Raw genomic sequence first — 25,816 nt, forward strand, 5'->3', positions numbered from 1 at the left:
TACCATGCGGTACTGTGCGCTTATGCGGTATTAGCAGCCGTTTCCAACTGTTATCCCCCGGTATGAGGCAGGTTCCCCACGCGTTACTCACCCGTCCGCCGCTCAGTCGCTGAAAAATCATTCCGAAGAAATCTTCTTCAGTGCTTCGCTCGACTTGCATGTGTTAAGCACGCCGCCAGCGTTCATCCTGAGCCAGGATCAAACTCTCATAAAAAAGATTGATTCGTTCAGAATTAACACTTGGCTAATTCATCCCTTTTTACTGTTTTAAAGGATCGTAATCAATTCATGTATCGTTCATCTGAACGTTACATTCATGAATACTCATCGATCGTTCAAACAAAAATTTTATAAAACTTCATTTGAATTTTCGAGGATGTGTTTTACTGTTCAGTTGTCAATGTTCATTCTGTGTTACTTCTATGCTGTCGCTGTATTTCGGCGACAAATGGTACTTTAACACCGTACGATATAAATGTCAACCATGAATTGTAGATTTTTGAAAAAAATTTTTATCACTAACATTTCCCTTAAATATGCGTTTTTCACCCGGCTGCCCAACATACCGCATCTTATTGTATCTATTGTCTGCGTAATTTGGACATTTGTTGGCATGACCACACCGCAAAGACAAACACGCCGGTGAGACTTTTTTCTCAACCGGCGTTACCGTCTTCGATCCTGTTCGTATACAACAGGCCTTACCTGAATAATCGATCTGCTCCCTCGATGTGTCAGCCTCTTCTCGATCCAGCCAGTGAACTACTCCGACTTATAGAAGTCGGAGCTTCCTGTTTAAACCACTAATTCCAGTCGTTTCAGCCTTCGTTCCAGATTCGCCCTTACTCCAGCTTCACCCTTACTCTAGATTGAGTTTCCTGTCGAGAACGATCCAGGCAACGATACTATAAATCGCAATTATCACAATACACCCCAGCAAAACGGACACCTCCGCTCCGATTGATCCCATCGCACGGAATAAACCCGGAAGGTTAATTGTTATGAAAAGGCTGCTGCCCAGAATGGCCATTATGATCAATTCCAGAATCTCAAATCCTATATACGTCAGAACCGCACCGATGATTCTGTGATCCGACCATAAATGTCCGATGGATATGGCCGCATATATCCGAACGATCGCCGCAACAGTCGAAGCAATCACGATAAGAACTCCCAGCACAATAGTTGCCGTATACGGCGCCGCCGCTTCAAAAACCTTTGAGACGATGCTGCTGATTTCGATTTTCTCCACTTCCTCAGAAAAAGACGGGATCAGGAAAAACGGAATGACCGATGCAGCTGCCACGATTACGCTGAACAGGCTCCAGATAACAGAAGAAATAACCTTCGCCCAGATCAGGCTTCCCGTTCCCGTCGGCAGGGAAAACATCAGATATCCTTCCCGCCCCAGAAGATTTGTGTAAAAACGCCCTACAGAGAGAATAATCGTAATAAGGAACACGGCCACAATCAAAAGTACGAGTATAATGGTAAGCGCAACAGATCCGGCCGCACCTTCCGGAGCCGAAAACAGACGAAAATCAATGCCCAGCAGTACCGCAACCACTACGATCGCCAGATAAACCGGAAACAGAATCCTTCCAAAAGCTTTCATTTCATAACCGATTAACTTGCTCAGCATGCGAATACCTCCCTGAAATAATCATCGATGCTTCTTCCTGTTTCCGCGCGGAGATCATCTGCGTTCCGGTGAAGAAGGACTTTTCCGTTTTGAAGAAAAATCACCTCATCCAAAATCGATTCAATATCTGTAATCAAATGTGTAGAAAGCAGAACCAATCCGTCCTCGTTATAGTTTTCCAATATTGTATGAATAATGTAGTCCCTCGCCGCCGGATCCACGCCGGCAAGCGGTTCGTCCAGCAGATATACCTCTGCCTTACGGCTCATGCACAAAATCAGCTGCACTTTTTCCCGGGTCCCCTTCGACATCTTTTTAAAGTTCAAATTGTAGTCGATTTCCAGCTTATCCATCAGATTTTCAGCCTTAACCCGATCAAAATTGCTATAGAAAGCTTCAAAAAATGCCAGCAGTTCTTTTACCTTCATCCAATCCGGAAGAAAATCCCGGTCCGGAAGGTAAGAGACCATTTCCTTTGTTTCCTTTCCCGGCTGCAATCCGTGAATTAAGATTTCCCCGGATGTCGGCGTAAGCAGACGCTCAATCAGCTTGATGAGCGTCGTCTTTCCACTTCCGTTCGGCCCCGCCAGTCCGATGATTCTCTGTTTCTCCAGAGACAGGTTCACTCCATTCAGCGCGACCTTCGCCCCATATTTTTTTACCAGATCCCTGCATTCTATTTCTGCCATTATTTTTCTCCTTACATCCTTTTCTATGAAAAATAACTTTGTCTCATTGCATCTAACCTTAGTTCCATTACATTCGATCACCGTTTCGTCACACCCGGTCATTGTTCTCATTAATCCGGCAGCCTGACGTCTCATTAGAACTCTGAACATTCCCGATTGAAATCCGATTTTCACTCACTATTCTTATTAACATTCCTGTCTTCCTGTGGTCTCCACCGGCTGACTTCAGAAATGATTTCCTCTCTTGTCATACCAAGCCGCGAAAGCTGTGTGAACAATTCCTCCACGTACCTCTCACTCAGGCTGCTTCTTAATTCCTTCATCTTCTCCTCATCCTCCGTCACAAATCTTCCGCTTGTCCGCTGTGTATAAAGCAGCCCTTCCTGCTCCAGCTGCGTCATCGCCCGCTGCATCGTATTCGGATTCACCCCTGCCTGCGCAGCAAGGTCTCTGACCGAAGGCAGCTTGCTTCCCGGCGGAAGCAGTCCGCCAGCAATCCGGGTTTTTATTCCTTCCATAATCTGAAGATAAATCGGAATACCGTTCTTAAATTCCCATGCCATCTGTATAACCACCTCCCTACGGGCTTGCAATCATCTCTTTCGCATGTCTGTATTAGTTCCTTAGTACACTAGAACAATATCACGAGTTCTTATCTGTGTCAATAGATTAATACAATATGACAAAAAATAATTTCAACATGATTCTACATGCAGACAAACATTCATTTTTGTTCTTTGTAAGAAGCAGTACACATCTGAAGATTCCGCGGTATTTTCCATCATCAACGAGATAAAACACGCTGCGCGAGTTTTATCTCGTTATCGCGACGCTCGCCGCACACGAATACTTCGCATTCGGCTGCGGCTCACTGTTCGCGTAAAAAAAGACCTCTGCAGTATCCGCCTGAGGTCTCCTGAATCAAATGCTTTCTATTCTCTTTTACTTTTTCCTTTCCACTTACTGCGGTTGCGCAAAACGAAACTACAAACAGAAGCACGATGCTGCTTTTCCCAAAGAAAAATGCAATCACGTACAATAAACCTGTGGCAAGCTGCGTCATCATCAGTGCTCTGTGGCCGGACGTGAACTACTCCGACTTATAGAAGTCGGAGCTTCCTGCTTCAACCACTACTTCGTTGGCTACGATGGGTACGTAACGCAATGTCTTACACAATGTCTACAGGCGTACCGGAGAATTCTCAGGTAATACTTTTGAGCATGCGGGCAGGTACGCCCCCAACAACCGTGTTTTCAGGTACATCACGCACTACAACCGCACCTGCTGCGACAACAGAATTATCTCCAATGGTTACTCCCCTGGTAATCACTGCATTTGCACCAATCCAGACTCTTTTTCCAATATGGATAGGTGCGGGATGCATCTGATGTCTTTTTTCCGGGTTGAAATCATGGTCCAGTGTTGCAAGCACAACTCCTGGCCCGATCAGGGCATCATCGTCAATAAAAATTCCGCCCTGATCCTGAAATTTACAATCAGAATTGATGAAGACGTTTTTTCCTACTGTAATATTCTTTCCAAAATCCGTATAAAAAGGAGGAAACAGCCCAAATCCCTCTCCTACCGGTTTTCCGATAATTTTGGAGAAGAGCTCCGCGATTTCTTCCGGCTCATGAAAACTGGTATTTAATTCCATGGTCAGCTTCTGGGATTCGCGGCTATAGTAACGCATAGTCTCTATAGCCTCCTGATTTTCGCCAATGGTATCACTGGTTTTAAAGTACTCAATAAGCTTGCTTAGTCCCATCAATATTCTCTATCTCCTTCATTCTGTGATACTTCTGCTTCTCCCGATACATCCACTGATCCGCAATTGACCTGAGCTTCTCCGGATCATTTCCATCTCTGGAAGAAAACGCATATCCTGCGCTAATACTGACATAAATCAGATGGCTCCCTACAACAACCGGCGCCTCAAAAAATGCCTTGATGCCTCGAATAATATCCCGGTATCCGTCCTCCGTGTAATCGTCTGTTACAAGAACAGCGAATTCATCTCCGCCCAGCCGGTAAGATGCGTATGGTACCGACGCAGAAAGCCTCCTCGCCACCTCCACCAGAACATCATTACCGGTCTGGTGGCCATATTGATCATTGATCTTCTTGAAGCAGTTGAGATCGATATAAATAATTCCGAATCCGCATCCGTCCGAAGCTGCCTTTGCGGCAGCGGCAGCGGCATCTGTGCCGAACCTTCGTCCGTTTAACAACATGGTAAGACTGTCATGCTCTGACATCGACACAAGCTTTTTCCGATCCTCCGAAATCATCAGCACCAGATATACCAGCACCGTGATCAGAACACAGATTACCGTGCCGAAATAATAGTAATTTTTCAAGGAATCGGTAACCTGCCAGCCTTTTTTCGGCGTCACATCCAGTCGCCAGGTGCAGCCACCATTTACAAAGGAAACCGTCTCAGGCTTCACCAGGTATCTTTTTGAAGAATTCACCAGATGATATTTTGTTTCCAGCGGATTTGTCTTATACAGGTGGTAATCATATCCGAAGGAACTCAGGGAATTCAGCGCTGCCTGAAATGCCTTGGAAACACGGATAATCGCAATGGTAAAGCCCCAGAAGTGCTTCTTCCCGTCCTGCCCGTACAGATAAACAGGATTCCGCACCACGATACATGAATCGCCCTGCTTCATCTCTATCGGCCCCTGAACCACAATTGCGCCAGATGTTTTGGAATACTCACATATTTCCCTTGTTTCCTTATCCTGGAAAAGATCTTTCTTATCCGAGTATCCGGCATCCTCAGGATATGTCTCCTTGACGATTCCATCCGGAGCCAGCTGCAGGCAAGCCACTTCATTACGGCCGTACAGCATATTCCTGGAGATCATGGTAAAATTCCGGATTTCTCCACTGTTGCTGTCCTGCAGCAGTAATTTCAGCGTCTGCGTGATATCCTTGCACTGATCAATGTCTGCGTTAAGCTCGCTTATCCGTGCCTGCTCGCTCAGACGACACATCTCTCTCATCTGTGCTGCGGATTTTCTGCGTACCGCCCCGATAAAGAGCCATAATGTAGCTGCACATAGCAAAAAAACGATACCGGTAATGATCCACCTTTTGCGGAGTGCGCTCCCCTTCTTCTTTGTCTTTTTGTCCAAAATTTTCTCCTTCTGCGCAAATATATTAGTATATAGTAACATATTTTGTCGCAGAAAGCACGAATTAGAGAAAAAACAGCGTGTAATTTTCAGATACGACATCATCCTCTGTAAAACGCCATCTAAAGCCTCTTTTTCAGGCCCATTTTCGCGGCTTTTCGGGCATTTCAGGGCACGAAAAAACCGCCTGATGAAATCAGACGGTTTTGGTCTGCGGAAGATGGGACTTGAACCCACACGGTATTGCTACCACAAGATCCTTAGTCTTGCTCGTCTGCCAGTTCCGACACTTCCGCATTTATTCATTTTGTTGTCGCCGTTGTTCTCGCCGACAACGAATATTATAATAGCACCTGTACCCGGATTCGTCAACAGTTTTCTTGAAATTTATGAGAAAAAATTTTAGTTTTTCTCGTGCCCGCCATCTGACCTTCTCAGCATAACAGCAGTCCGGCGAGAAACGCTGCCGCCTCACCGATTAATCAACAGTCTACTCGGACTCTGTAGCCTTGGATTCCATTCTCACCGGTCTCTTTACCATGAAATACCACACCGCCTGGCTGATCACCAGTGCTACCAGAAAGCCGCCGATCACGTCAGACGGGTAATGAACCCCAAGATACATCCTTGAGTACGCGACAAGCGATGCGAGGATCACAAGGGGTATCCCCTCTTTCCGTGGCAGCATGTGTACAGCCGAAAGCGCTACGGCAAAGCTGTTCGCCGTGTGTCCTGACGGGAAGGAGTAGTCCGTCGGCAGTTTTCCGATCGGCATCAAAAAGTTGAAGGCATCAAAGGGTCTTATACGCGCAAAGATCAGCTTCATCATCAGATTGACAACAATTGCCTCAATCACGAGTGAAACCGCGGCAACCTTGCCCGCATCCCTTGTCTTCCGAAATACCAGCAGAAGAATCGTCAGAATGAACCAGCCGAAAAAACCGAAGGCGCTGATTCCCTGCATAATCGGTGTCATCCACGAAAAGCGCAGGTGATCCCGGAAGAATACCAGTACCCTCACATCCATTGCCGTAATTGATGAAATCATTCTTATTTCCTTTCTTCTTTTAACCGGAAACCCGCCAGGACACGCGGCCATTCGTTCTCCTGCCATTACAACGAACCACAACACAGCAGACATCGCGATCTCACGAAAATATGGCGGCCTCTGTGCAGCGGGCATCGCGATCTCACGAAAATATGGCGACCCCTGTGCAGCGGGCATCGCGAACTCCCGCGCGCATCGCGATGCATATACGACAGCCACGCCGCGGCTCCGTCTGGCTCAGATAAGCTTCATAATGTCATGCACCGTTATATACGCAATAAATACCAGCAACGCCATCAGGCCATAGAAGTTGATATTTTCCTCGATCTTGCGGTTAACCGGCTTCCTGCGTATGCCTTCGATAAGCATCAGAAGGAGTCTTCCTCCGTCAAGTGCCGGAAGCGGAATCAGGTTCATGAATCCCAGAGAGACGGATATCATGGACATTACGCTCAGGAGCGTGAGGAGAGCCGCTGCCGGCGATACCTCTGCCGCTGCCGCGCTGTAGGTGTCTCCTACCGTTTTGACGATTCCCACCGGTCCGGACATGTCATTGATACCAAAAGTCCCATTCAGCATCCCTGCCAGCGACTTCCAGGCCATCTTGATCCAGAAAATCACCTCATAAAAGGAGTAACGGATTACACCAAAAAATCCCTGCTTTACGCGGATCGACTGATACGAAAAATTCAATGTGGCAGTAACGGTCTTTTCCGGAGTTACCGTCACCGTTCCTTCTTTACCGTTTCTCTCATAGGTGATTTTCACGGGAGACCCGTCCAGAGGATGCTCCTCCAGATAATTGCTGATATCCTCCGTACTGCGAACCTTCGTCCCGTTCAGTGCAGTTACAATATCACCCATTTCAAGGCCTGTCTTCCGGGCGGCTGTTCCCTTGTTCACCATGGTCAGCTGAAGGCCGCTTCCGGCTTCCGCCTCCTGCCAGTGAATTCCGAGCAGGTATTTTGTCTGTGATGACGGCTGATAATTGATCCGGACGTTCTTTCCGTCCCTCCTTACGACAAGCGCGATCTTATCTGTCGGAATCTCCTTCATCAGAAGATCCATATAGAAATCCCTGGAATTTACGATCCACTCTCCATTGTAGGATACGATTTCATCCCCGGCGCGAAGACCCGCCTCTGCCTCCGGTGTGCCGGACGGAACCTCCGCGACTACTGCCGGGTCCGCTCCCGTTGCCCCGACGATCACAAGAGACAGCAGAAATGCCAGAATAAAATTGAAGACGGGTCCTGCCGCGACGACGAGCGCCCTCCTCCACACCGGAGCGCCGATGAAGCTGCCGGGGATCTCCTCTCCTTCATCTTCATTCAGCATCGCGCAGGATCCTCCGAAGGGAAGAAGGCGCCACGCAAAGACCGTTCCGCTCTTTTTGCTTTTGAACGACAAAATCTTCGGTCCCATGCCGATGGCAAACTCTTCAACAACGATGTGATTTTTCCGCGCCAGGATAAAATGGCCGAACTCATGAAAAAGAACAACAAGTCCCAGCACCAGGATTCCGATGATATATTTCAATACGTTTCCCCTATATTATCTGTACCATTCTTCCGAGATCCGTCTCCTCGTCTCTGCCTCAACGCCGAGTATCTGCCCGAGATCCGGATTCTCAATCGTTCTGTGTCTGTTCATTGCCCCCTCGATAATGCGATAGATATCCAGAAAACCGATTCTGTGATCCAGAAAAAGAGCCACTGCCTCCTCGTTTGCTGCATTGAAGACCGTCGGCATTGAGCCGCCTTCTTTCGCCGCCTGAATTGCAAGCGGCAGACCCCGGAAGGTTTCCATATCGGGCTCATCGATTTCGATGGAGCGCAGCTTTGTGAAATCAAGCCGCTCTCCCGGAAGATATCTTCGCTCCGGATAATAGAGCGCATATTGAATCGGCAGCCGCATATCCGGAGAACCGAGTTGTGCCATAACCGCCCCGTCTTCAAATTCCACCATAGAGTGAATGATGCTCTGTGGCTGGACAACGACCTGAATTCTTTCCAGCGGCACATCGAACAGCCATCGGGCCTCCATGACCTCAAGACCTTTATTGACCAGTGTCGCGGAATCAATGGTAATTTTTCTTCCCATCGACCACGTCGGATGCTTCAAGGCATCCTCCGGCCGGATGTTCGAAAGCTCTGCTGTTTTTCTACCCCGGAAGGGTCCTCCGGAGGCTGTGATGAGGAGCTTATGTATCTGCCTTCTGTCCTCGCCGTGCAGACATTGGAAAATCGCGCTGTGCTCACTGTCAACTGGAAGAATCCGCACGCCCTTCTTCCGCGCCAGCGGCATGATCAGATGTCCCGCCGTCACCAGGGTTTCCTTATTGGCAAGAGCAATATCCTTTCCGGCCTCAATGGCGGCAAGTGTCGGACGGATCCCGATCATCCCTACAATAGCGGTGACCAGAATGTCCGCATCCGGCATCACCGCCAGCTCCAGAAGTCCGTCCATGCCCGACAGCACTCTTGTATCCGTGTCCCGGACTCTGATTCTGAGATCCTCCGCCGCCTGCCCATCGTAGATAACCGCAATCTCCGGATGAAATTCCCGGATCTGCTCTTCTGCCTTATCTACATTGTGTCCCGCGGAAATTCCAACCACGCGGATATCCCCATTGTTCCTCACCACATCCAGCGTCTGGGTCCCGATTGATCCGGTCGAACCCAGGATGGCTATTTTTTTCATTCCTGCCTGCCCCCTTTCTGCCGCACTTCTGCTCACTTCACCGGAGCTTCCGTCCGAACTATGCTCACTTTACCAGTGTCACTGCCAGAAAATAGATAATCGGAGCGGTAAAGATCACACTGTCAAAGCGATCCAGAACACCGCCGTGACCGGGTATGAGCTTTCCGTAATCCTTGATATCGGCATTCCTCTTGATCGCAGATGCCGAGAGATCGCCAACCATTGAGATCAGCGCCCCGACGAGACAGATGATCATATATTCCATCACCGGTCCCCGTGTGAGAAATGCATAGATCATGCCCAGAATCGTTGCTCCGGCGACTCCCCCGATGGCTCCCTCGATGGTCTTCTTCGGGCTGAGCACCGGCGCCATCTTATGTTTGCCGAAAAGTCTTCCCGCGCAGTAGGCGCAGGTATCGCATCCCCATGAGCACAGGAAAATAAGCCAGACAATAAACTGTCCGCCCTCAAGACACCGGGTCTGGTAGACGAAGGACAGCATAACACCCACATATATCACACCGAAATACGTCTCCATAATCTGACGGGCATTATACTTCGGATAAGAAAATACATAGACGAACATCACGATGACCAGGCTGCAGATGATTGCGAACACCTGATAACTGCCCCACATATAAACGAGGCTCACATAGTAGAGAACCACCGAGATATATCCGAACAGTTCAAGCATATCGATCGTCCTGCCGCCCTTGTGGATGCCGAGGGCACGGTACAATTCAAATGTGCCGATCAGAGCCAGAGCGAGAGAGATGAGATAGAGCACCCATCCTCCGGCATTGATTCCCATCAGCGCGATCAGAACCAGAATCACACCGCTGACCAGTCTTGTGAGAAAAGAATTTGTCGTCTTTCTTGTCAGATACTGAACGACAAGCATCACAAGTACCCCGACAAGGCCGAGAATATAAAACATTTGTATTTCCTCCCTGCTGTCCTTACTTTGCGTTTCCGAATCTACGGTCCCGCCCGTTATACTTTTCGATCGCCTCAATCAGATCCTTCTTATGAAAATCAGGCCATGCCACATCGGTAAAATAAAATTCCGTGTAAGCCAGCTGCCACAGTAAAAAGTTCGAGATCCTCTGCTCTCCGCTTGTGCGGATCAGAAGGTCCGGATCTGGTATTCCGGCTGTATCCAGATATCTCTCAAAGATCTCTCCGGTCACCCGTCCCTCCGGAAGCTTGCCGTTTCTGGCATCCTCCGCAATCCTTGTGACCGCGCGTTCGATCTCATCTCTTCCACCGTAATTCAGGGCAATCTGAAAATACATCTGATCGTAATTTGCAGATGCCTCCTCAACCTCGCGGATCTCTTCCTGGAGATCCGGCGCAAGCGCGGAAGGATCACCGATGATCCGCACCTTCATCCGGTTCTTGTGCGCTTTCATCTCGACACGCCTCAGATACTTCCGAAAAAGATTCATCAGCACCTTCACCTCATCCGCCGACCGTTTCCAGTTTTCGGTGGAAAACGCATAGACCGTGAGATACTTTACCCCCATTTCGCAGATCTCATCACACATCTTCTCCAGGTTATTGCAGCCGACAATATGCCCGTAACTGCGCGGCATTCCTCTGCGCTTTGCCCATCTTCCGTTGCCGTCCAGAATAATCGCAATATGGTTCGGGACCTTCAGGCCCTCAAGCCGGTCTTCTTCTTTCATTTTTCCTCCAGCTGCAGTAAATGCAGCAAGTACAGAAAGAAGCTGCCGTGCGAAATACCTTTTTGCACAATGCCCCGGAGCAAAACCTCTGCGGCAAATGATACAACAAGCATTTCGTACGTCAGCTCCCCCTCATTTCTGTTTCACGAAGCCATCTGTGCCGATCAGACTTTCATCAGCTCTTTGGACTTCTCTTCCACAGCTTTGTCGATCTCTTTGATTCTCTTATCGGTTGCCTTCTGAAGGTCATCCTGAAGCTCCGCAATGAGGTCCTCGGACAGATCCTCGGATTTCTCCAGCTTCTTGAAGGCCTCATTGCCATCCCGCCGAATGTTGCGGACAGCCACCTTGGCTTCCTCGCCCTTCTTCTTTGTCTCCTTTGTGAGCTCCTTACGTCTCTCCTCTGTCAGTTCCGGGAAAATCAAGCGGATCACCTTGCCGTCCGTATTCGGATTAATGCCGAGATCAGACGTCTGGATTGCCTTGATGATCGGTTTGATCATGGAGGATTCCCACGGCTGAATCTGAATGATTCTGGCCTCCGGAACCTGAATATTCGCCACCTGATTCAGTGGTGTCGGAGCGCCGTAATAGTCAACCGTGATACGATCCAGGACATGGGGATTCGCACGGCCGGCACGAATAGCGCCGAGCTCATTTGCAAGGTTTGCGAGTGTCTTCTCCATTTTGGCATCGTATGCCTTTACTCTCTCATTCATTGTAAAATTCCTCCCTGGTCTCTTACACGGTCACCCTTGTCCCGGTGATCTTCCCGTGCGCAGCATTGACGATGCTGTCTTCCCCGTCAAGGCCGAATACTACCATCGGCATCCTGTTCTCCTTTGCCAGGATCGACGCGGTCATATCCACCACCTGAAGTTGTTTGTCGATGACCTCCTGAATCGAAACTTCATCGTACTTCCTTGCGTTCGGATTGCTCTTCGGATCGCTGTCATAGACGCCGTCGACAGCCTTCGCCAGAAGCAGTTCGTCAGCATCGATTTCAATCGCGCGGAGAACGGCGGTGGTATCTGTCGAAAAATACGGGCTGCCCGTTCCTCCTCCGTAGAATACAACCATGTTGTGCGCAAAATATTTATTGCTTCGATCCTTCGAGAACAGCTTCGTAATTCCGCCGATCTCAAAGGGTGTCAGGACCGATGTCATCATCCCCTGTGACCGGAAAATCTCGGACACATAGATGCAGTTCATAACCGTCGCAAGCATACCGATCTCATCCGCCTTCGTGCGGTCGATATTCTTGCTGGAGCGGCCTCTCCAGAAGTTTCCGCCTCCGATAACAATCCCGATCTGGAAGCCGTCATCCACCAGTTTCCGAACCTGTTTCGCGACACCTGTTACAACTTCCTCGTCAAATCCAGTCTTCCTGTCTCCTGCAAGCGCTTCTCCGCTGAGCTTCAGCAATAGTCTTTTCATGCACGATCTCCTTGTTCTTCTTCTGTTTACGGACCCTGCCGCCAATGATTCGTACGGCAACTGCTTATATTATAGCATAAAGAAATCCCTTATCGCTATGAAATCTGACGATTACAGCCGTGAAACAACAAAGATATCGTAAATCGCCTTGATCGCCGTCTCAAAATCACGGTTTTCCACACCGATGATGATGTTCAGCTCGGAGGATCCCTGGTCGATCATCTTGACATTGACATGCGCATGAGCCAGTGCAGCAAAAATCCGTCCCGCGGTTCCTCTCGTTCTTCTCATTCCTCTGCCCACGACTGCAATCAGCGCCAGATCGGATTCCAGCTCGATCATGTCCGGATGAACGGATCTGTGAAGTCCGGCGATAACCTGCTGCTCATGCTTCTCGAATTCGTTCTGGTTGACATACACAGAGAAGGTGTCAATACCGGAAGGTGTATGCTCGAACGTCATCCCGCAGTCCTCGAATACCTCAAGCACCTTGCGGCCGAATCCGACTTCCGCGTTCATCATCGCCTTCTCAATTGTGATGGAAGCAAATCCCTTCTTGCCGCCGATACCGGTGATGGTATATTTCGGCTTGTTGCAGGTGTTCTCGACAACCATCGTGCCCGGATCCTGCGGACGGTTTGTATTTCGAACATTGATCGGTATTCCTTCCTTTCTGAGAGGGAATACCGCATCCTCGTGAAGAACTGTTGCTCCCATATAGGAAAGCTCGCGCATCTCACGATAGGTAATGGTATTGATGGTAACCGGATCCTTGATGATTCTCGGATCAGCCATCAGGAAGCCGGATACATCCGTCCAGTTTTCATACAGATCCGCATGAACCGCCTTTGCCACAAGGGATCCGGTGATGTCGGACCCGCCCCGGGAGAAGGTCTCAACGGTACCATCCGGTTTTGCGCCGTAGAATCCCGGGATCACCGCATGCTCAAGAGGCTCAAGCACCGCACCCATCTGCTTGTCTGTCCTTACCGCGTCAAACTTTCCCTCTTCATCGAAGGCCACTACTCTTGCGGCATCGACAAATTCATATCCGAGGTATTCCGCCATCACAATTCCGTTCAGATACTCTCCCCTGGACGCAGCGTAATCGGTTCCGATCTTGCTGCGGAAATTTTCAGCGATTGTCTCGAACTCACTGTCCAGATTGAGAGACAATCCCAGTCCGTTGATGATCTCATCGTAGCGATCGCGAATATTCTGAAGCGCGTCGGAGAAATCCTGATCTTCCTCCGCGCGATGGTAGCAGTCATACAGCATATCGGTAACCTTGGTGTCATTGCTGAACCGTCTGCCGGGTGCTGACGGGACAACATAGCGTCTGCCCTCATCCGCCCGGATGATTTCTCCGACCTTCTTGAACTGCTCAGCATTTGCGAGAGAACTTCCACCGAATTTCACTACTTTTTTCATTCCTGTTGTCCACCCTTCAAAAATGTGTGTTTTATGTAAGAAACAGTTACGTCTTCGCCCTTCTCTGCCAGCATCCCGAGCAGCAGATCAAGCTGATTCTTCACGGAATCATCGACAAACCATAGCTTGTCTCTGCCCTTCTTCCAGTACTCATAGGGAGCACAGTCATTGTAGTTGTCTCCCAGATACACTCTGGATGCGCTGATACGGTCCGCGACCATTTCCGCCACATATTTGCGGGGAATCGGCACGCCTTTGATGATTGTATCACAGTTTATTCCATAGTCAATCCAATATTCGAAATGGTGCTTGTTGCGTCCCTTATGATGAAGCCAGGCAAGGGAAACTCCCGTATCCTCGCGTTCCGCGTTGTTCGGGCTTCTGGTTCCCTGCCAGTATCTGGCCCCCTCACGGAATTCCGTAGGAGAATACTTGGACAGATCATGCACGATTCCCTGCCAGTAAAGCCCCATCCGGAAACAATAATGAAGAACCAGACATTTATGATGTGTAATTGTCTTGAAATGCTGCCACGCGTAATTTTTCTTCATTTTCGCACCGCCATTAAGATCACGATACTCCTCGGAGATACCTCCACCGACTTCTCGTCCGAATCGATTTCCATCTCTGTGCCTTTCTCCGGAAACGCCTGCTCACGCGACGTATCCGCGCAGATCACCCACCGGAGGTCTTCTGGAAGGTCCGGAAGCGCGAACCGCTGCATCTGCCAGTACATGTTGTACGCGATATAGATCGTGTCGTCCGATGTCCCGTCCGTCTTCTCCGCATACTGTCCGCAGTACATGACACCGAGCCCTGTCTTCGTCTTTCCGGAAGCGCTCATCCATGCCACCTCGCTGTGAAATGAAAGATCCGGGAATCCGCAGGCCTTATAGTCCGCCATCCGCAGCACCCGCGCGGATCGGAGGACCGGATGTTCTCTGCGGAACGCAATGGCCTTCCTGACAAAATCATGCATCTCTCTCGCTGATTTTGATCTGCTCCAGGTAACCCAGCCCGTGCGGTTGTCCTGGCACCAGGCATTGTTGTTCCCGCCCTGGCTGTTCTCTATCTCATCCCCTGCGTAGAGCATCGGTGTACCCTGACTGGTCATCAGCATGAGAAACGCATTCCTGAGCAGCTGCCGCCTCAGCGCACGAACCGCGCTCTTTCTGGATGGCCCCTCCTCCCCGCAGTTCCAGGTAAAGTTGAAATCCGTCCCGTCGTGATTCTGCTCACCGTTGGCTTCGTTATGTTTTTCCTCATAGGAAACCATGTCATACATCGTGAAGCCGTCCTGATCCGCAAAATAATTGATGAATGCCTGGTCCTCGGAGTTTCTCCGGAGATACCAGCCGGCCTCGTCCGTACCGACATCCGGATCGCCCTTCAGAAACCGGCGCATTGCCTGCTCGTAGGACGGATTCATAGCCGCAAGGTTCCGGAAAGCCGGTTTTCTGCCTCCGTACAGCACGGAGGTATCATAGCCGGAGGTAATCAGCTTCGTTCTCCGAAGCAGGGGGTCAGTAACGGCCGCGTGAATCCAGCTCCCGTCGCCGACCAGATGGAAACCGTCCACCTTGAAGTGAAGGCGCCAGTAGCGCAGCACATCAGTGACAAGTCTTGCATCCGCTTCCGGAAGAAAATAGAACTCCGGGATGCATTCCAGACCGGCCTCATGGAGGACATCCACCATTTCCGCGAACTCCTTGTTCGGATTATCCGTGGCGCAGTAAGCCTTCTTCGGCGCAAAATAAAGTCCCTTCGTGTACCCCCAGTAATTCAAAACCGGGTCCGCATTATTCTCCGGTTCCTTCACCTGCACCTGCTGATCCAGATAATAATATTTTTCCTCATCTGATTGATTTTCGAACGTATAGCACGGCATGAGGATCAGCGAAGTCACCCCCATGTCCTTCAGATACGGGATCATCTCCGTGACGCCGAGAAATGTTCCGGGATGCTTCACGCCCGCCGGCCGGGTCTTTGTGAAGCCTCTCACGTGAAGTTTGTAGAAGATACTGTTCTCATAGGGTATATTGAGGGGCTCTGTTCCTGCCTTGAAATAGACCTTCATGGAACACCGGTACTCTTCCTCCCCGCTGACCGGATTTGTGATTCTACGAACAGATCTGGCATAGGGATCCGCAACGGTCTTCCCCTCTACCCGATAATTGTATTCATACGCTCCCGCATTCTCCATCTCCACAAAGACTGCGCTGATGTCGCCGATCCGGTATTTTTCCTCGAGAGGAATCACCTGACAAGGCTCAATCTCCCCTGTATGATAGAGCAGAAGCTCCGCCCGCTTCCCTTCCGGAATCACGCAGGCGAACAGGTTTCCGTTCCGTACTCCGTTCGTCGTAATGCCGTGCACTCCAAGTCTTTCCGGATCTGATGGTGTTACCCTGAATTCTGTCTTCTCTGCCATTCTCTTCCTCCGGTTCTTCCCTGATCACAGACAGGTAAACCGCTTCACACTGTGTGTGCGCAAATGTGGCTCACCCGCCCGCGCATATTCGCACTTTCGTGCCGCTTGCGCGTCACTTCGCTGCTTCGCAGCTTCATCCCATACCTGTTGTCAGATAGCCGGCTTCCCCGAATCCGATCTCATCCGGTTTGAAATCATATCGTAAGATCCAGCTCAACCGGGCAGTGATCCGATCCCATCACATCTGTGTGGATGATTGCATCGGTGACATGATCCCTGAGATTATCGGTGATCAGGAAATAATCGATTCTCCATCCCGCATTTTTCTCACGCGCCCGGAAGCGGTACGACCACCAGGAGTACTCAATCTTATCAGGATGCAGCCAGCGGTAGGAATCCGTGAACCCCGAATCCAGAAGCTCCGTCATCTTTTCCCGCTCTTCATCGGTAAATCCGGCATTTCTGCGGTTCGTCTTCGGATTTTTGATATCGATTTCTTCATGCGCCACATTCAGATCCCCGCAGACAATCACCGGTTTTTTCTCCGCGAGGGCGTGAAGATATGCGCGGAAATCATCCTCCCAGCGCATCCGGTAATCCAGCCGTTTCAGTTCACTCTGGGAATTTGGCGTATAGCAGGTCACGAGATAGAACTTCTCATATTCCAGAGTGATCACGCGTCCCTCATGATCATGCTCCTCCACTCCGATCCCGTAAGTGACATTCTGCGCCTCCTGCTTTGCAAAAACCGCTGTGCCAGAATATCCCTTTCTGTCGGCATAATTCCAGTAGCAGTAATAGCCCTCCGGCGCAAAATCGATCTGACCAGCCTGAAGCTTGCTCTCCTGAATACAGAAGAAATCCGCGCCGGTGCTGTCGAAATACTCCCTGAATCCTTTTCCCACACAGGCTCGCAGCCCATTCACATTCCAGGATATAAATTTCATGCATACCTCCCGGTTAATATTTTTCCCTCATGCCATCCTCAGGTGATATCCAGCTTTGTTCGATATCGGATGACCCTCATGGTTTCCAGATCACGGTCCGCAGGTCCGTGGATCGGCAGCCGGTTTTCCCTGTACCGCTGGACAATGTCGAAAATCTCCCTGGTGATCACCTCACCCGGGCAGATCAGCGGAATCCCCGGCGGATACGGGATGATGCTTTCCCCGGCAACTCTGCCGACCGCATCTTCCCATTTCACCAGAATCTTCTCACTGTAGAAAGCTTCTCTCGGTGTCATTACCACCTGGGGAAGCACAGATGCAGCATGCCTGAGATAGTCCTCGCGTCTCCCGTCCGACAAGCTCCCAATTTCTTCCGCACTTTCCCTCGGAATGTCCTCTGTGCCGCAGCCCGTCTGTTCCCTCAGGATCTTCTTCAGTGTCTCTACCAGCCGCCGGATATCGTCGCCGTTATTTCCCCACGTGACGACTGCCACTACGTTTTCAAAATCTGCCAGTTCCGTGCTGACTCTGCCCTTATCATAGAGCAGTCTCTGCAGGCGAAAACCTGTAATTCCCGCTCTCCTTGCCGAAAAAACGATCCGGAGCGGATCCATCGTCAGGTGTTCCGGCACATTTTTTCCCTTCCCGAGAAGCTCTTCCACAGGAATTCCCGCTGACTTTGCAGTCGCAAGGGCAATTTTTTCTTCTCCGGACATCTCATAACACACATCTGTCGTCAGTACATCCACGTAAGGAATCCGCGCAAGCTCCTCACGAAGTATGTCTGCCATCGCCATCGATTTGCTCATCAGTTCTCCGCCATGGAGCGCAAGATTATGGCGTGCTCCGTCCAGTGAACCCATGAGCAGATAATTCGGGCTCGTGCTCATCACGAGCTTCAGACACTCATCCAGCCTCTGTCGCGAGATAAAACGGCTCTTCCACTGAAGCATTGAACTCTGCGTCATACTTCCGGATGTCTTGTGAATGCTCTGTGCCGCCACGTCCGCCCCTGCCCGGATCGCTCCTTCCGGCATCTCGTCCGAAAAATACAGGTGGGATCCATGTGCCTCGTCGACAAGCAGAGGAATCCCATGCCGGTGACAGATGTCCGCAATTCTCCGCAAATCGGAACAGATCCCGTAATAAGTCGGGCTCACCACAAAGACAGCCCGGATTTCGCTGTCCCGCTCCAGTGCCTTTTCAATCTCCTCCGGCTTCACTTCGCCGGAAATATTCCATCCGGGAACCGTCTCCGTGTTTACCCATACCGGAACAGCTCCGCTCAAAATCAGGCCCATCAGCACAGATTTATGTGCATTCCTTGGAACCAGGATCTTTTCACCAGGCTGTACGGAGGCGAGAATCATAGCTTCATTTCCGCACGTTGTACCGTTCACCAGAAACCAGCAATGATCCGATCCCCAGATTTCTGCAGCCAGATCCTGAGCCTCCCGGATCGGTCCCGCCGGCTGATGCAGATCATCCAGTCCCTCTGCCTCCGTAAGGTCGCTCATAAACGCCCTTTCCCCGAGCACTTCCAAAGCTCTCGGGTCTGCTCCGCGCTCAAAGCGATGCGCCGGAATACGGAAAAATGCCGGCCTTTCGCTGCGGAAATTTTCAATTGCGTCCAAAATCGGTGTACTATTCTGATTCACTTATGATGCCTCTCTGTCTTTCTTCCGGGCTCACAAAAAATGAGACCACCGCATTGAGCCTACCCGTGAATCAAAATCTTCTCTGCTTATCCCGGTCCGCAGTACGTGTTCCTCCTGCGGCCGGTCCGCTGATTCACTGTATGCATATCATGCGACAGTCTCATATTAGCATCAATTTTCTGTTAATTCAATTAACCTGTAAAAAGAACGTCACGGATTCACTTTTCTTCAGTCAACGTCTATCTCATGAACCCAGCCTTCCGGTCCTTCGATCTCTCCGTCCTGAATACCTGTCAGTGTGCTGCGAAGCTTTGTGAGAACCGGTCCCATCTTCTCCATGCCGCTCGGAATGTTGATGATTCTGCCATGGTCATTGATCTGTCCTACCGGGCTGATAACGGCTGCGGTTCCGCAAAGACCCATTTCCTCAAATTCCGGTACTTCACTGAACATAACCGGTCTGTGCTCCACCTTCATGCCCAGCATATTCTCGGCAATATAGCAGAGGGAACGGCGGGTGATGGACGGAAGAATCGAATCGGACTTCGGCGTTACCAGTGTCTTCCCGTTGTCCTTGATAAAGATTACATTTGCTCCGCCGGTCTCTTCCACCTTTGTTCTGGTTGCCGGATCCAGATACAGGTTCTCGTTGAATCCCTCTCTGTGCGCCTCCATAATCGGGTGAAGGCTCATCGCATAGTTCAGGCCGGCCTTGATTCCACCGGTTCCATGCGGCGCGGCGCGGTCGAAGTCAGGAATACGCACAACAACCGGCTTTGCTCCGCCCTTAAAATACGGGCCAACCGGCGTCACGAGGATACGGAACATATACTCCTCAGCCGGCTTTACTCCGATAACCGCATTGTATCCGAACATATAAGGACGGATATAGAGCGTTGCGCCGGAGCCATATGGCGGTACCCAGTCAACGTTCGCCTTTACCACCTCTTCAACAGCCTTCACAAAACGATCAACCGGGAACGGCGGCATTTCCAGCCGTTTGCAGGAGTCATACATACGCTGCGCATTCATATCCGGGCGGAAGCATACCACCTTGTTGTCCTTCGTTCTATATGCCTTGAGGCCTTCAAAGCAGGACTGAGAATACTGAAGAACCGCCGCGCACTCACTCATCGTAACTGTGTGATCCTTCGTCAGCCTGCCCTCATCCCACTTTCCGTCTCTGTACATGGAGACATAGCTGTAATCTGTTTCTCTGTAATTAAAGTCCAGGCTTCCCCAGTCAATATCTTTTGTAGCCATTGATTTGTCCTCCTAATGATAATCTGTTGATATTATACACCAAAATTTCACTTTGCAAACAAAAAAACGAAAAGGTTTACTGTATAAAGCCGTCGTCAAGCGGGCAGTTTTCGGGCATGCGAAGCATGCACAGAAAACTGCATGCCTGAACGACGCTAACATGTATGAGCATGGAGCGGTGTGAAGCACGGAGCAATCCATAGCTTATACAGTATGTGTCACGACTTATCGTATGGCCGTTTACTGTATAAGCTCTTCGAAAACGCAGACAGGATCGTCACGCGCGAAGCGTGTGTAAGAGACTGTATGCGATTTCGAAGGCAACAGGTATGAGCACGAAGTGACGCTTAAGCGGCACGGAAGTGCGAATACCTGGAGGATTGCGGGAGTGCGAAGCACGGAGCAATCCATAGCTTATACAATATGTGTCACGACTTATCGTATGGCCGTTTACTTTGTCACAAGGTTCAGAATGCGCCCCGGCACATAGACAATTCTCCCGACATCTGATGGCATCCTGCTCCCGAGGGCAGCGGCCGCTGCCCTTTCCGCCCGTTCCCGGGTCCACCCAAAAAGTGCCGGTATCTCGGTTCTTTTTCTTCCATCGATACAGACTGGAAGGCGAACCGGATCACCGGACCTATCTGCATCCCCGGCAATCGGCCAGGGCTCATCCATGACGCTTCTTCTGTCTTCATCTTCCAAAACGTCCGGCACACCGCGATGATATCCGCGCCCATCATGATATCCGCACCCGCCGTACCTTTCCCAAAGCTCCTGTGCGATGTAAGGAGTGAACGGAGCTGACAGAAGAATGTAATTCTTCATAAAAAGAAGTTCTTCCGCAGGGTTCATCAATCCCCGGCCACGCTCCTCCTTACGCAGCAGATTAAGGCCTTCCATCATCGAAGCTGCCGCTGTATTCCACTTAGAACGGCTGACTCTCTCATTCACAGTATATATCAGCTCACGGGCTTCTCCCGGCAGTTTTTCCACGCTGCATGCGTCGAAATTGTCACCAGTCTCTGTTTCATCTGCTGACTCTGACTCATTCGACCGTTCCAGAATCGCCTCCGCGATTCTCCAGTATCTGCGAAGATACCGAAGAATTCCCTCGGCGCACGCTTCATCCCGTTCACTGTTTCCGGGCAGTTTTCCGGAGAACAGGACATACATGCGCATCGCGTCCTGCCCGTATTCCCTTTGATAATACTCCGGTATCCCGTCCCGGGCATCAGCGGAGGGGCCCAAAAGGCCCTGCCACCTTATCTCCAGTCTGCGGAAATTATACGGAGAAATCATGCCTTACCGTCACTTTCTCCGGACTCTGTTTCCTCCCGCTCATCCTTCATGATCCGGGAAAGCTCCGAGCTCATTTCCATAAACTGAAGCATCCGGTCGAGTCCGAAACGATTAACGACCTTTTTCGTAAACTTGTCCACGCGCTTCTCATTATCCGCAAGCATATCAAGCCCGCGCTGGGTAATATTGAGATAAGTGCCTCCGTTTCCCTTCCCATCAAAGGTCCAGGTCACGTAACCGCGGTTTTTCAGTGCCTCGGCCACATGGGAGGTTTCGTTTATCGGAAGCTCCAGCTTCTCCGACAGAACATTCAGATACATTTTCCGATTGTCCTCAGGAAGATCCTTTACATATTCCCGCACGATATGCAATGCCAGGTATTCCGGCATCTTCAGGTTATGCAGAAATTTCTGGTTCTGTTCCTTACCCACAATATATCTGGAGTAAATGAACTTCTCCGCCAGATCCCGCACTTCCTCCGCACTGATGTCAGTTCCCAGAGGATTCCTTCCTGTACTGCCAGCCTCAAATTCCTTATCATTCCCCATTTTCTGTCTCCTTTCCATTGCAGGCGCCCTGATCTCCGCCTCCGTCTTCGCGGTGGCTTATATGGATCCTGCCCCTCCGCCTGTGATGCATTTCTATAACCTTTCTCATCATAACACAAAGGCTGTCCGGAAAGCGAGTTAAAACACTCTAAAACGAGATAAAACACGCTGCGCGAGTTTTATCTCGCTATCGCGACGCTCACCGCACACGAATACTTCGCATTCGGCTGCGGCTCACTGTTCGCGTAAAAAAACTGTCTGCCGCATCCAGCCTCTCAGCCAATGCAGCAGACAGCAATATTCAACAAAACAGTCTCAGCAGCAAGGAGCCGTCCCGTCAGTCATCAAGCTTCGTAACCTTTCCTGCTCTCGCCTCAACCTGTGCTTTCTGGATCTCCGCCGGAGCCTGCTCATATCTCGCGAACTCATAGGAGAAATCGCCGGCACCTCCGGTCATGGAACGAAGCGTATTGGAATATCCGCTCAGCTCGAGCTGCGGTACTTCCGCCTCGATCTCCGTCTTCCCGTTTCCTGCCGGGTTCATTCCCAGGACGCGTCCGCGTCTCTTGTTCAGGTCACCCATTATATCGCCGGTGAACGCATCCGGTGCAGTCACCTTAAGATCTACAATCGGCTCCAGCAATACCGGATCCGCCTTCATAAAACCATCTTTAAACGCCATAATGGTTGCGGTCTTGAACGCCATCTCCGAGGAATCAACCGGATGATAGGATCCATCATAAAGAATCGCTTTGACGCCGACTACCGGATACGCCGCAAGCGGTCCGGATGTCACCGATTCTGCCAGGCCCTTCTCAACCGCAGGGAAATAGTTCTTCGGAACAGAGCCTCCCACAACCTCCTCTTCAAAAACAAACGGTGTGTTCAGATCGCCCGAAGGCTCAAAGCGCATTTTCACGTGTCCATACTGACCGTGTCCGCCGGACTGCTTCTTGTACTTGGAGTCCACGTCGGATTTCTTGCGGATCGTCTCACGGAAAGCGATCTTCGGCTCAGAGAGCTCGATATCGACCTTATATCTCTCCTTCAGCTTCGCTGCGATTACTTCGATGTGCTGTTCACCAATGCCATAGATCAGGGACTGATGATTTGCCGAGTCATTGACAACCTTCATCGTCAGATCCTCCAGCTGAAGTCTGGAAAGGCCCTGCGCAATCTTATCTACATCGTTCTTGTTCAGCGGTTTGTACCGTTTCGCCGTATAAGGCTTCGATACTGCAACCGGACCGAAGTCAACCGGATGGTCCTTTGTCGCCAGAGAATCGCCCGTCTTTGCGTCGCCGAGCTTTGCCAGCGCTCCGATATCACCCGCATGAAGCTCCGGAACCTCCACAGGTTTGTTGCCGGTCATGACATACAGCTTCCCGATCTTCTCCTCGGAATCCTGCGTGACATTGTAGAGCACGTCATTGGACTTCAGTACGCCGGAGCAGACCTTGATCATGGAATACTTTCCGAGGAACGGATCCGCGATCGTCTTCCAGACCGTCGCGCTCTTCGGGCTGGTGAAATTATAGTCGGCATTAAATACATCATTGCTGCTGCGGTCAAGTCCCGCGCGCGCTCTCCGGGAAGGATCCGGGAAATATTCCACAATATCGTCTAGGAGAATTTTCACGCCCTGCAGATTGATCGGAGATCCCATGCAGACCGGAACCATATCGCCGGAGCCGACATTCATTGCAAGCGCGGCGCCGATCTCCGCTGGAGAGAACTCTTCTCCGTTGAAATAGCGATCCATCATCTCTTCGCTGGTCTCCGCAACCGACTCCAGCAGCGCGTCTCTATATTCAGAGAGGTAATCCGTCAGGTAGTCCGGTATCGGGATTTCCTCTTTTTCATTCTTATTAATATATCTGCGGCCCTTGTTCTTCACAATGTTCACATAGCCGATAAACTTCCCGTCCTTGCGGATCGGCATGTGAAGGGGCGCGATCTTCTTGCCGTAAAGCTCCTGAAGCTTCAGCACAACATCACGGTAGGATACATCATCAATATCCATGTCTGTAACAAAAATCATTCTTGGAAGATTGTATCTCTCACAAAGATCCCATGCCTTCTCTGTGCCTACCTGAACGCCGGCCTTTCCGGAAACCACGATTACCGCCGCATCCGCGGCAGAAACTGCTTCTTCAACCTCGCCGACAAAATCAAAATAACCAGGGGTATCCAGTACATTTACCTTGCACTTGTTCCACACAACGGGAACAATGGATGTATTGATCGAAATCTTGCGCTTAATCTCTTCTTTATCGTAATCACTGATTGTATTTCCGTCGTTAACACTTCCGAGACGGCTGGTGATGCCGGAAAGATATGCCATTCCCTCAACAAGGGTAGTCTTGCCTGCTCCGCCGTGTCCGAGTATTACGACGTTTCTGACCCTGTCAGTTCTGAAAACCTCCATAATGTTAACCTCCATACATTTGAGTCGCCTCGAAAGCGCTTTCTCTCTTTCTCGGCGCTATGGATATATTTTACTAAAAACTCGCAATATTATCAACCTTTTTGTGTCATTTACCCAACATTTCCGGAGGTGTGATCATAAAAGAGCTGTTATTCCGCCGCATTTACGTCTTGTTTTTAAACGATTATCGTCTGATCTGCCTTCATTGACTTTTCTCTGTTTATCCAGTACACTGACATAAGTTGTTTTAGCACTTTGACGTGCTGATGTATATTACAGTGAGGAAAAACTCCTATGACTTGTATCGGCTTTATAGGTCTCGGACTGATTGGAGGTTCCCTGGCCAGATCCATCAAAAAATTCCATCCGGATTTTCATATACTTGCATACTCTCACACTCCTTCCACGCTTGAGCAGGCTCTTGCGGCAGGCGCAATCGATGAAGCCCTCTGCCAGAATGACCCGCGCTTCGGAGACTGTGACTTTATTTTTTTGTGCGCACCTGTACAGACCAATATCACCTATTTTCCGTTTCTCAAATCCATCATCCGGAAAGACTGCATACTGACCGATGTAGGCTCCGTTAAGGGCGAGACGACCGAGGCCGCGATCCGGACAGGCCTGGCGCCGAACTTCATCGGCGGCCATCCGATGGCTGGCACAGAAAAAACCGGTTTTTCCAGCTCCACGGATTACCTTCTGGAGAACGCGTACTATTTTATAACGACAAACCGGGAAACTGACACAGAAAAGGTTCATCGTTACTCGGACCTGATCCGGTCCATCCGCTCTCTCCCGATCGTTGTCTCCGCTGAAGAACACGACTACATCGTCGCAGGTGTCAGCCACCTCGAGCATATCGTTGCCTCATCTCTGGTAAATACAGTGAAAAGCATCGATACCCCGGACGAAAAGATGAAGCTCGTTGCCGCGGGCGGGTTCCGCGACATCACAAGGATTGCCTCCTCGTCTCCGGTTATGTGGCAGCAAATCTGCCTCGCCAACCGGAACGATATCCTGAAGGTGCTGGATCGCTACATGGAATTTCTTTCCAATTTCCGCTCCATGATCGATTCGGCTGATGCCGACGGCCTCTACCGCACCTTCTCCTCGTCCAAGGATTACCGGGATTCCATCGATGACATCAAGAGGGGATCGGTTCCAAGGCAATATCTTCTGTACGTGGATATCTACGACGAACCTGGCGGAATCGCAACCGTCACGACGCTGCTCGCCATGAATCAGATCAGCATCCGGAACATCGGCATCATTCACAACCGGGAATTTGAAGACGGAGTCCTCCGGATCGAATTTTATGATGAAAACGCCCGCAATGACGCTGATGACGTTTTGCGAAAGCGAAACTACCTCGTCCGGCGCAAGGTCTGAAAAAAGATTGCTTCCCGCCGTCTCTCTAAATGATTCCGCAGAACTTTCAGATACAATGCAAACGATTC

The 25,816-nt window shown here is 50.3% G+C and carries 22 protein-coding genes, 1 tRNA gene and 1 rRNA gene; 1 reads left to right on the top strand and 23 read right to left on the bottom strand.

Features of this window, described 5'->3' with window-relative positions:
• The 23 genes from ACTNDI_RS02315 to ACTNDI_RS02425 all read right to left on the bottom strand — a co-directional run.
• Positions 1 to 214: ribosomal RNA gene (locus ACTNDI_RS02315) — 16S ribosomal RNA — on the bottom strand; the annotation flags it as partial.
• 645 nt (positions 215 to 859) lie between these two features.
• Entirely contained in the window at positions 860 to 1,642 is a 783-nt protein-coding gene (locus ACTNDI_RS02320; protein ID WP_441099146.1) for a hypothetical protein, read from the bottom strand.
• Positions 1,636 to 2,331 (bottom strand): ABC transporter ATP-binding protein, encoded by a 696-nt coding sequence (locus tag ACTNDI_RS02325; protein ID WP_441099147.1) that lies wholly within the window; start codon positions 2,329 to 2,331, stop codon positions 1,636 to 1,638. The genes ACTNDI_RS02320 and ACTNDI_RS02325 overlap by 7 nt, the downstream gene beginning before the upstream one ends.
• Positions 2,332 to 2,501: 170 nt before the next feature.
• A complete protein-coding gene (locus ACTNDI_RS02330; protein WP_441099148.1) occupies positions 2,502 to 2,894 on the bottom strand; it encodes a GntR family transcriptional regulator in 393 nt (130 codons plus the stop codon).
• A 639-nt stretch (positions 2,895 to 3,533) separates the two neighbouring features.
• Positions 3,534 to 4,100, bottom strand: coding sequence for a DapH/DapD/GlmU-related protein (locus ACTNDI_RS02335; RefSeq protein ID WP_441099149.1), 567 nt, complete (start codon positions 4,098 to 4,100; stop codon positions 3,534 to 3,536).
• Entirely contained in the window at positions 4,078 to 5,475 is a 1,398-nt protein-coding gene (locus tag ACTNDI_RS02340; RefSeq protein WP_441099150.1) for a sensor domain-containing diguanylate cyclase, read from the bottom strand. Before ACTNDI_RS02340 ends, ACTNDI_RS02335 begins: the two co-directional genes overlap by 23 nt.
• A gap of 212 nt (positions 5,476 to 5,687) precedes the next feature.
• Positions 5,688 to 5,771 (bottom strand) — tRNA-Leu (locus tag ACTNDI_RS02345).
• A gap of 194 nt (positions 5,772 to 5,965) precedes the next feature.
• On the bottom strand, positions 5,966 to 6,523 hold the full coding sequence (locus ACTNDI_RS02350) for a phosphatase PAP2 family protein (protein WP_441099151.1): 558 nt from the start codon (positions 6,521 to 6,523) through the stop codon (positions 5,966 to 5,968).
• Positions 6,524 to 6,760: 237 nt separating this feature from the next.
• The gene (locus tag ACTNDI_RS02355; RefSeq protein ID WP_441099152.1) at positions 6,761 to 8,062 is read right to left on the bottom strand and encodes a site-2 protease family protein; all 1,302 of its coding nucleotides are present in this window, start codon (positions 8,060 to 8,062) and stop codon (positions 6,761 to 6,763) included.
• A gap of 15 nt (positions 8,063 to 8,077) precedes the next feature.
• Positions 8,078 to 9,226: a 1-deoxy-D-xylulose-5-phosphate reductoisomerase gene (locus ACTNDI_RS02360; RefSeq protein WP_441099153.1), complete on the bottom strand. Its 1,149-nt coding sequence runs from the start codon at positions 9,224 to 9,226 to the stop codon at positions 8,078 to 8,080.
• Positions 9,227 to 9,290: 64 nt separating this feature from the next.
• A complete protein-coding gene (locus ACTNDI_RS02365) occupies positions 9,291 to 10,127 on the bottom strand; it encodes a phosphatidate cytidylyltransferase (RefSeq protein ID WP_441099310.1) in 837 nt (278 codons plus the stop codon).
• Positions 10,128 to 10,185: 58 nt separating this feature from the next.
• Positions 10,186 to 10,887: an isoprenyl transferase gene (locus tag ACTNDI_RS02370; RefSeq protein ID WP_441099311.1), complete on the bottom strand. Its 702-nt coding sequence runs from the start codon at positions 10,885 to 10,887 to the stop codon at positions 10,186 to 10,188.
• A 191-nt stretch (positions 10,888 to 11,078) separates the two neighbouring features.
• Positions 11,079 to 11,633, bottom strand: coding sequence for a ribosome recycling factor (gene frr / locus ACTNDI_RS02375; protein ID WP_441099154.1), 555 nt, complete (start codon positions 11,631 to 11,633; stop codon positions 11,079 to 11,081).
• Between the two features lie 22 nt (positions 11,634 to 11,655).
• Positions 11,656 to 12,351: a UMP kinase gene (pyrH, locus tag ACTNDI_RS02380; RefSeq protein WP_441099155.1), complete on the bottom strand. Its 696-nt coding sequence runs from the start codon at positions 12,349 to 12,351 to the stop codon at positions 11,656 to 11,658.
• A gap of 111 nt (positions 12,352 to 12,462) precedes the next feature.
• Entirely contained in the window at positions 12,463 to 13,782 is a 1,320-nt protein-coding gene (locus ACTNDI_RS02385; protein ID WP_441099156.1) for an aspartate kinase, read from the bottom strand.
• On the bottom strand, positions 13,779 to 14,333 hold the full coding sequence (locus tag ACTNDI_RS02390; protein ID WP_441099157.1) for a DUF5662 family protein: 555 nt from the start codon (positions 14,331 to 14,333) through the stop codon (positions 13,779 to 13,781). Before ACTNDI_RS02390 ends, ACTNDI_RS02385 begins: the two co-directional genes overlap by 4 nt.
• The gene (locus ACTNDI_RS02395) at positions 14,330 to 16,213 is read right to left on the bottom strand and encodes a Type II secretory pathway, pullulanase PulA and related glycosidase (protein ID WP_441099158.1); all 1,884 of its coding nucleotides are present in this window, start codon (positions 16,211 to 16,213) and stop codon (positions 14,330 to 14,332) included. Before ACTNDI_RS02395 ends, ACTNDI_RS02390 begins: the two co-directional genes overlap by 4 nt.
• A 194-nt stretch (positions 16,214 to 16,407) precedes the next feature.
• A complete protein-coding gene (locus ACTNDI_RS02400; protein WP_441099159.1) occupies positions 16,408 to 17,160 on the bottom strand; it encodes an exodeoxyribonuclease III in 753 nt (250 codons plus the stop codon).
• A gap of 38 nt (positions 17,161 to 17,198) precedes the next feature.
• Positions 17,199 to 18,818 carry an aminotransferase class I/II-fold pyridoxal phosphate-dependent enzyme gene (locus tag ACTNDI_RS02405; RefSeq protein ID WP_441099160.1) on the bottom strand — a complete coding sequence of 540 codons (1,620 nt, stop codon included), beginning with the start codon at positions 18,816 to 18,818 and terminating at the stop codon, positions 17,199 to 17,201.
• Positions 18,819 to 19,046: 228 nt separating this feature from the next.
• A complete protein-coding gene (locus ACTNDI_RS02410; RefSeq protein WP_441099161.1) occupies positions 19,047 to 20,081 on the bottom strand; it encodes a branched-chain amino acid aminotransferase in 1,035 nt (344 codons plus the stop codon).
• A 450-nt stretch (positions 20,082 to 20,531) separates the two neighbouring features.
• Positions 20,532 to 21,332, bottom strand: coding sequence for a hypothetical protein (locus ACTNDI_RS02415; protein ID WP_441099162.1), 801 nt, complete (start codon positions 21,330 to 21,332; stop codon positions 20,532 to 20,534).
• Between the two features lie 47 nt (positions 21,333 to 21,379).
• The gene (locus ACTNDI_RS02420; RefSeq protein WP_441099163.1) at positions 21,380 to 21,931 is read right to left on the bottom strand and encodes a hypothetical protein; all 552 of its coding nucleotides are present in this window, start codon (positions 21,929 to 21,931) and stop codon (positions 21,380 to 21,382) included.
• A gap of 337 nt (positions 21,932 to 22,268) precedes the next feature.
• Positions 22,269 to 24,359: an elongation factor G gene (locus tag ACTNDI_RS02425; protein ID WP_441099164.1), complete on the bottom strand. Its 2,091-nt coding sequence runs from the start codon at positions 24,357 to 24,359 to the stop codon at positions 22,269 to 22,271.
• Positions 24,360 to 24,653: 294 nt separating this feature from the next.
• Between ACTNDI_RS02425 and ACTNDI_RS02430 the strand changes: the two genes are divergently transcribed.
• On the top strand, positions 24,654 to 25,748 hold the full coding sequence (locus ACTNDI_RS02430) for a prephenate dehydrogenase/arogenate dehydrogenase family protein (RefSeq protein WP_441099165.1): 1,095 nt from the start codon (positions 24,654 to 24,656) through the stop codon (positions 25,746 to 25,748).
• Positions 25,749 to 25,816: the final 68 nt, after the last annotated feature.

Origin of the sequence: Bilifractor sp. HCP3S3_D3, assembly GCF_052063915.1 — a bacterium.
Taxonomy (GTDB): domain Bacteria; phylum Bacillota; class Clostridia; order Lachnospirales; family Lachnospiraceae; genus Bilifractor.

What these genes read in the sequence shown, in the direction of transcription:
- ACTNDI_RS02320 (WP_441099146.1), bottom strand. Translation starts at nt 1,642, where the DNA reads ATGCTGAGCAAGTTAATCGGTTATGAAATGAAAGCTTTTGGAAGGATT.
- ACTNDI_RS02325 (WP_441099147.1), bottom strand. Translation starts at nt 2,331, where the DNA reads ATGGCAGAAATAGAATGCAGGGATCTGGTAAAAAAATATGGGGCGAAG.
- ACTNDI_RS02330 (WP_441099148.1), bottom strand. Translation starts at nt 2,894, where the DNA reads ATGGCATGGGAATTTAAGAACGGTATTCCGATTTATCTTCAGATTATG.
- ACTNDI_RS02335 (WP_441099149.1), bottom strand. Translation starts at nt 4,100, where the DNA reads ATGGGACTAAGCAAGCTTATTGAGTACTTTAAAACCAGTGATACCATT.
- ACTNDI_RS02350 (WP_441099151.1), bottom strand. Translation starts at nt 6,523, where the DNA reads ATGATTTCATCAATTACGGCAATGGATGTGAGGGTACTGGTATTCTTC.
- ACTNDI_RS02360 (WP_441099153.1), bottom strand. Translation starts at nt 9,226, where the DNA reads ATGAAAAAAATAGCCATCCTGGGTTCGACCGGATCAATCGGGACCCAG.
- ACTNDI_RS02365 (WP_441099310.1), bottom strand. Translation starts at nt 10,127, where the DNA reads ATGCTTGTCGTTCAGTATCTGACAAGAAAGACGACAAATTCTTTTCTC.
- frr (WP_441099154.1), bottom strand. Translation starts at nt 11,633, where the DNA reads ATGAATGAGAGAGTAAAGGCATACGATGCCAAAATGGAGAAGACACTC.
- pyrH (WP_441099155.1), bottom strand. Translation starts at nt 12,351, where the DNA reads ATGAAAAGACTATTGCTGAAGCTCAGCGGAGAAGCGCTTGCAGGAGAC.
- ACTNDI_RS02385 (WP_441099156.1), bottom strand. Translation starts at nt 13,782, where the DNA reads ATGAAAAAAGTAGTGAAATTCGGTGGAAGTTCTCTCGCAAATGCTGAG.
- ACTNDI_RS02390 (WP_441099157.1), bottom strand. Translation starts at nt 14,333, where the DNA reads ATGAAGAAAAATTACGCGTGGCAGCATTTCAAGACAATTACACATCAT.
- ACTNDI_RS02395 (WP_441099158.1), bottom strand. Translation starts at nt 16,213, where the DNA reads ATGGCAGAGAAGACAGAATTCAGGGTAACACCATCAGATCCGGAAAGA.
- ACTNDI_RS02400 (WP_441099159.1), bottom strand. Translation starts at nt 17,160, where the DNA reads ATGAAATTTATATCCTGGAATGTGAATGGGCTGCGAGCCTGTGTGGGA.
- ACTNDI_RS02410 (WP_441099161.1), bottom strand. Translation starts at nt 20,081, where the DNA reads ATGGCTACAAAAGATATTGACTGGGGAAGCCTGGACTTTAATTACAGA.
- ACTNDI_RS02420 (WP_441099163.1), bottom strand. Translation starts at nt 21,931, where the DNA reads ATGGGGAATGATAAGGAATTTGAGGCTGGCAGTACAGGAAGGAATCCT.
- ACTNDI_RS02425 (WP_441099164.1), bottom strand. Translation starts at nt 24,359, where the DNA reads ATGGAGGTTTTCAGAACTGACAGGGTCAGAAACGTCGTAATACTCGGA.
- ACTNDI_RS02430 (WP_441099165.1), top strand. Translation starts at nt 24,654, where the DNA reads ATGACTTGTATCGGCTTTATAGGTCTCGGACTGATTGGAGGTTCCCTG.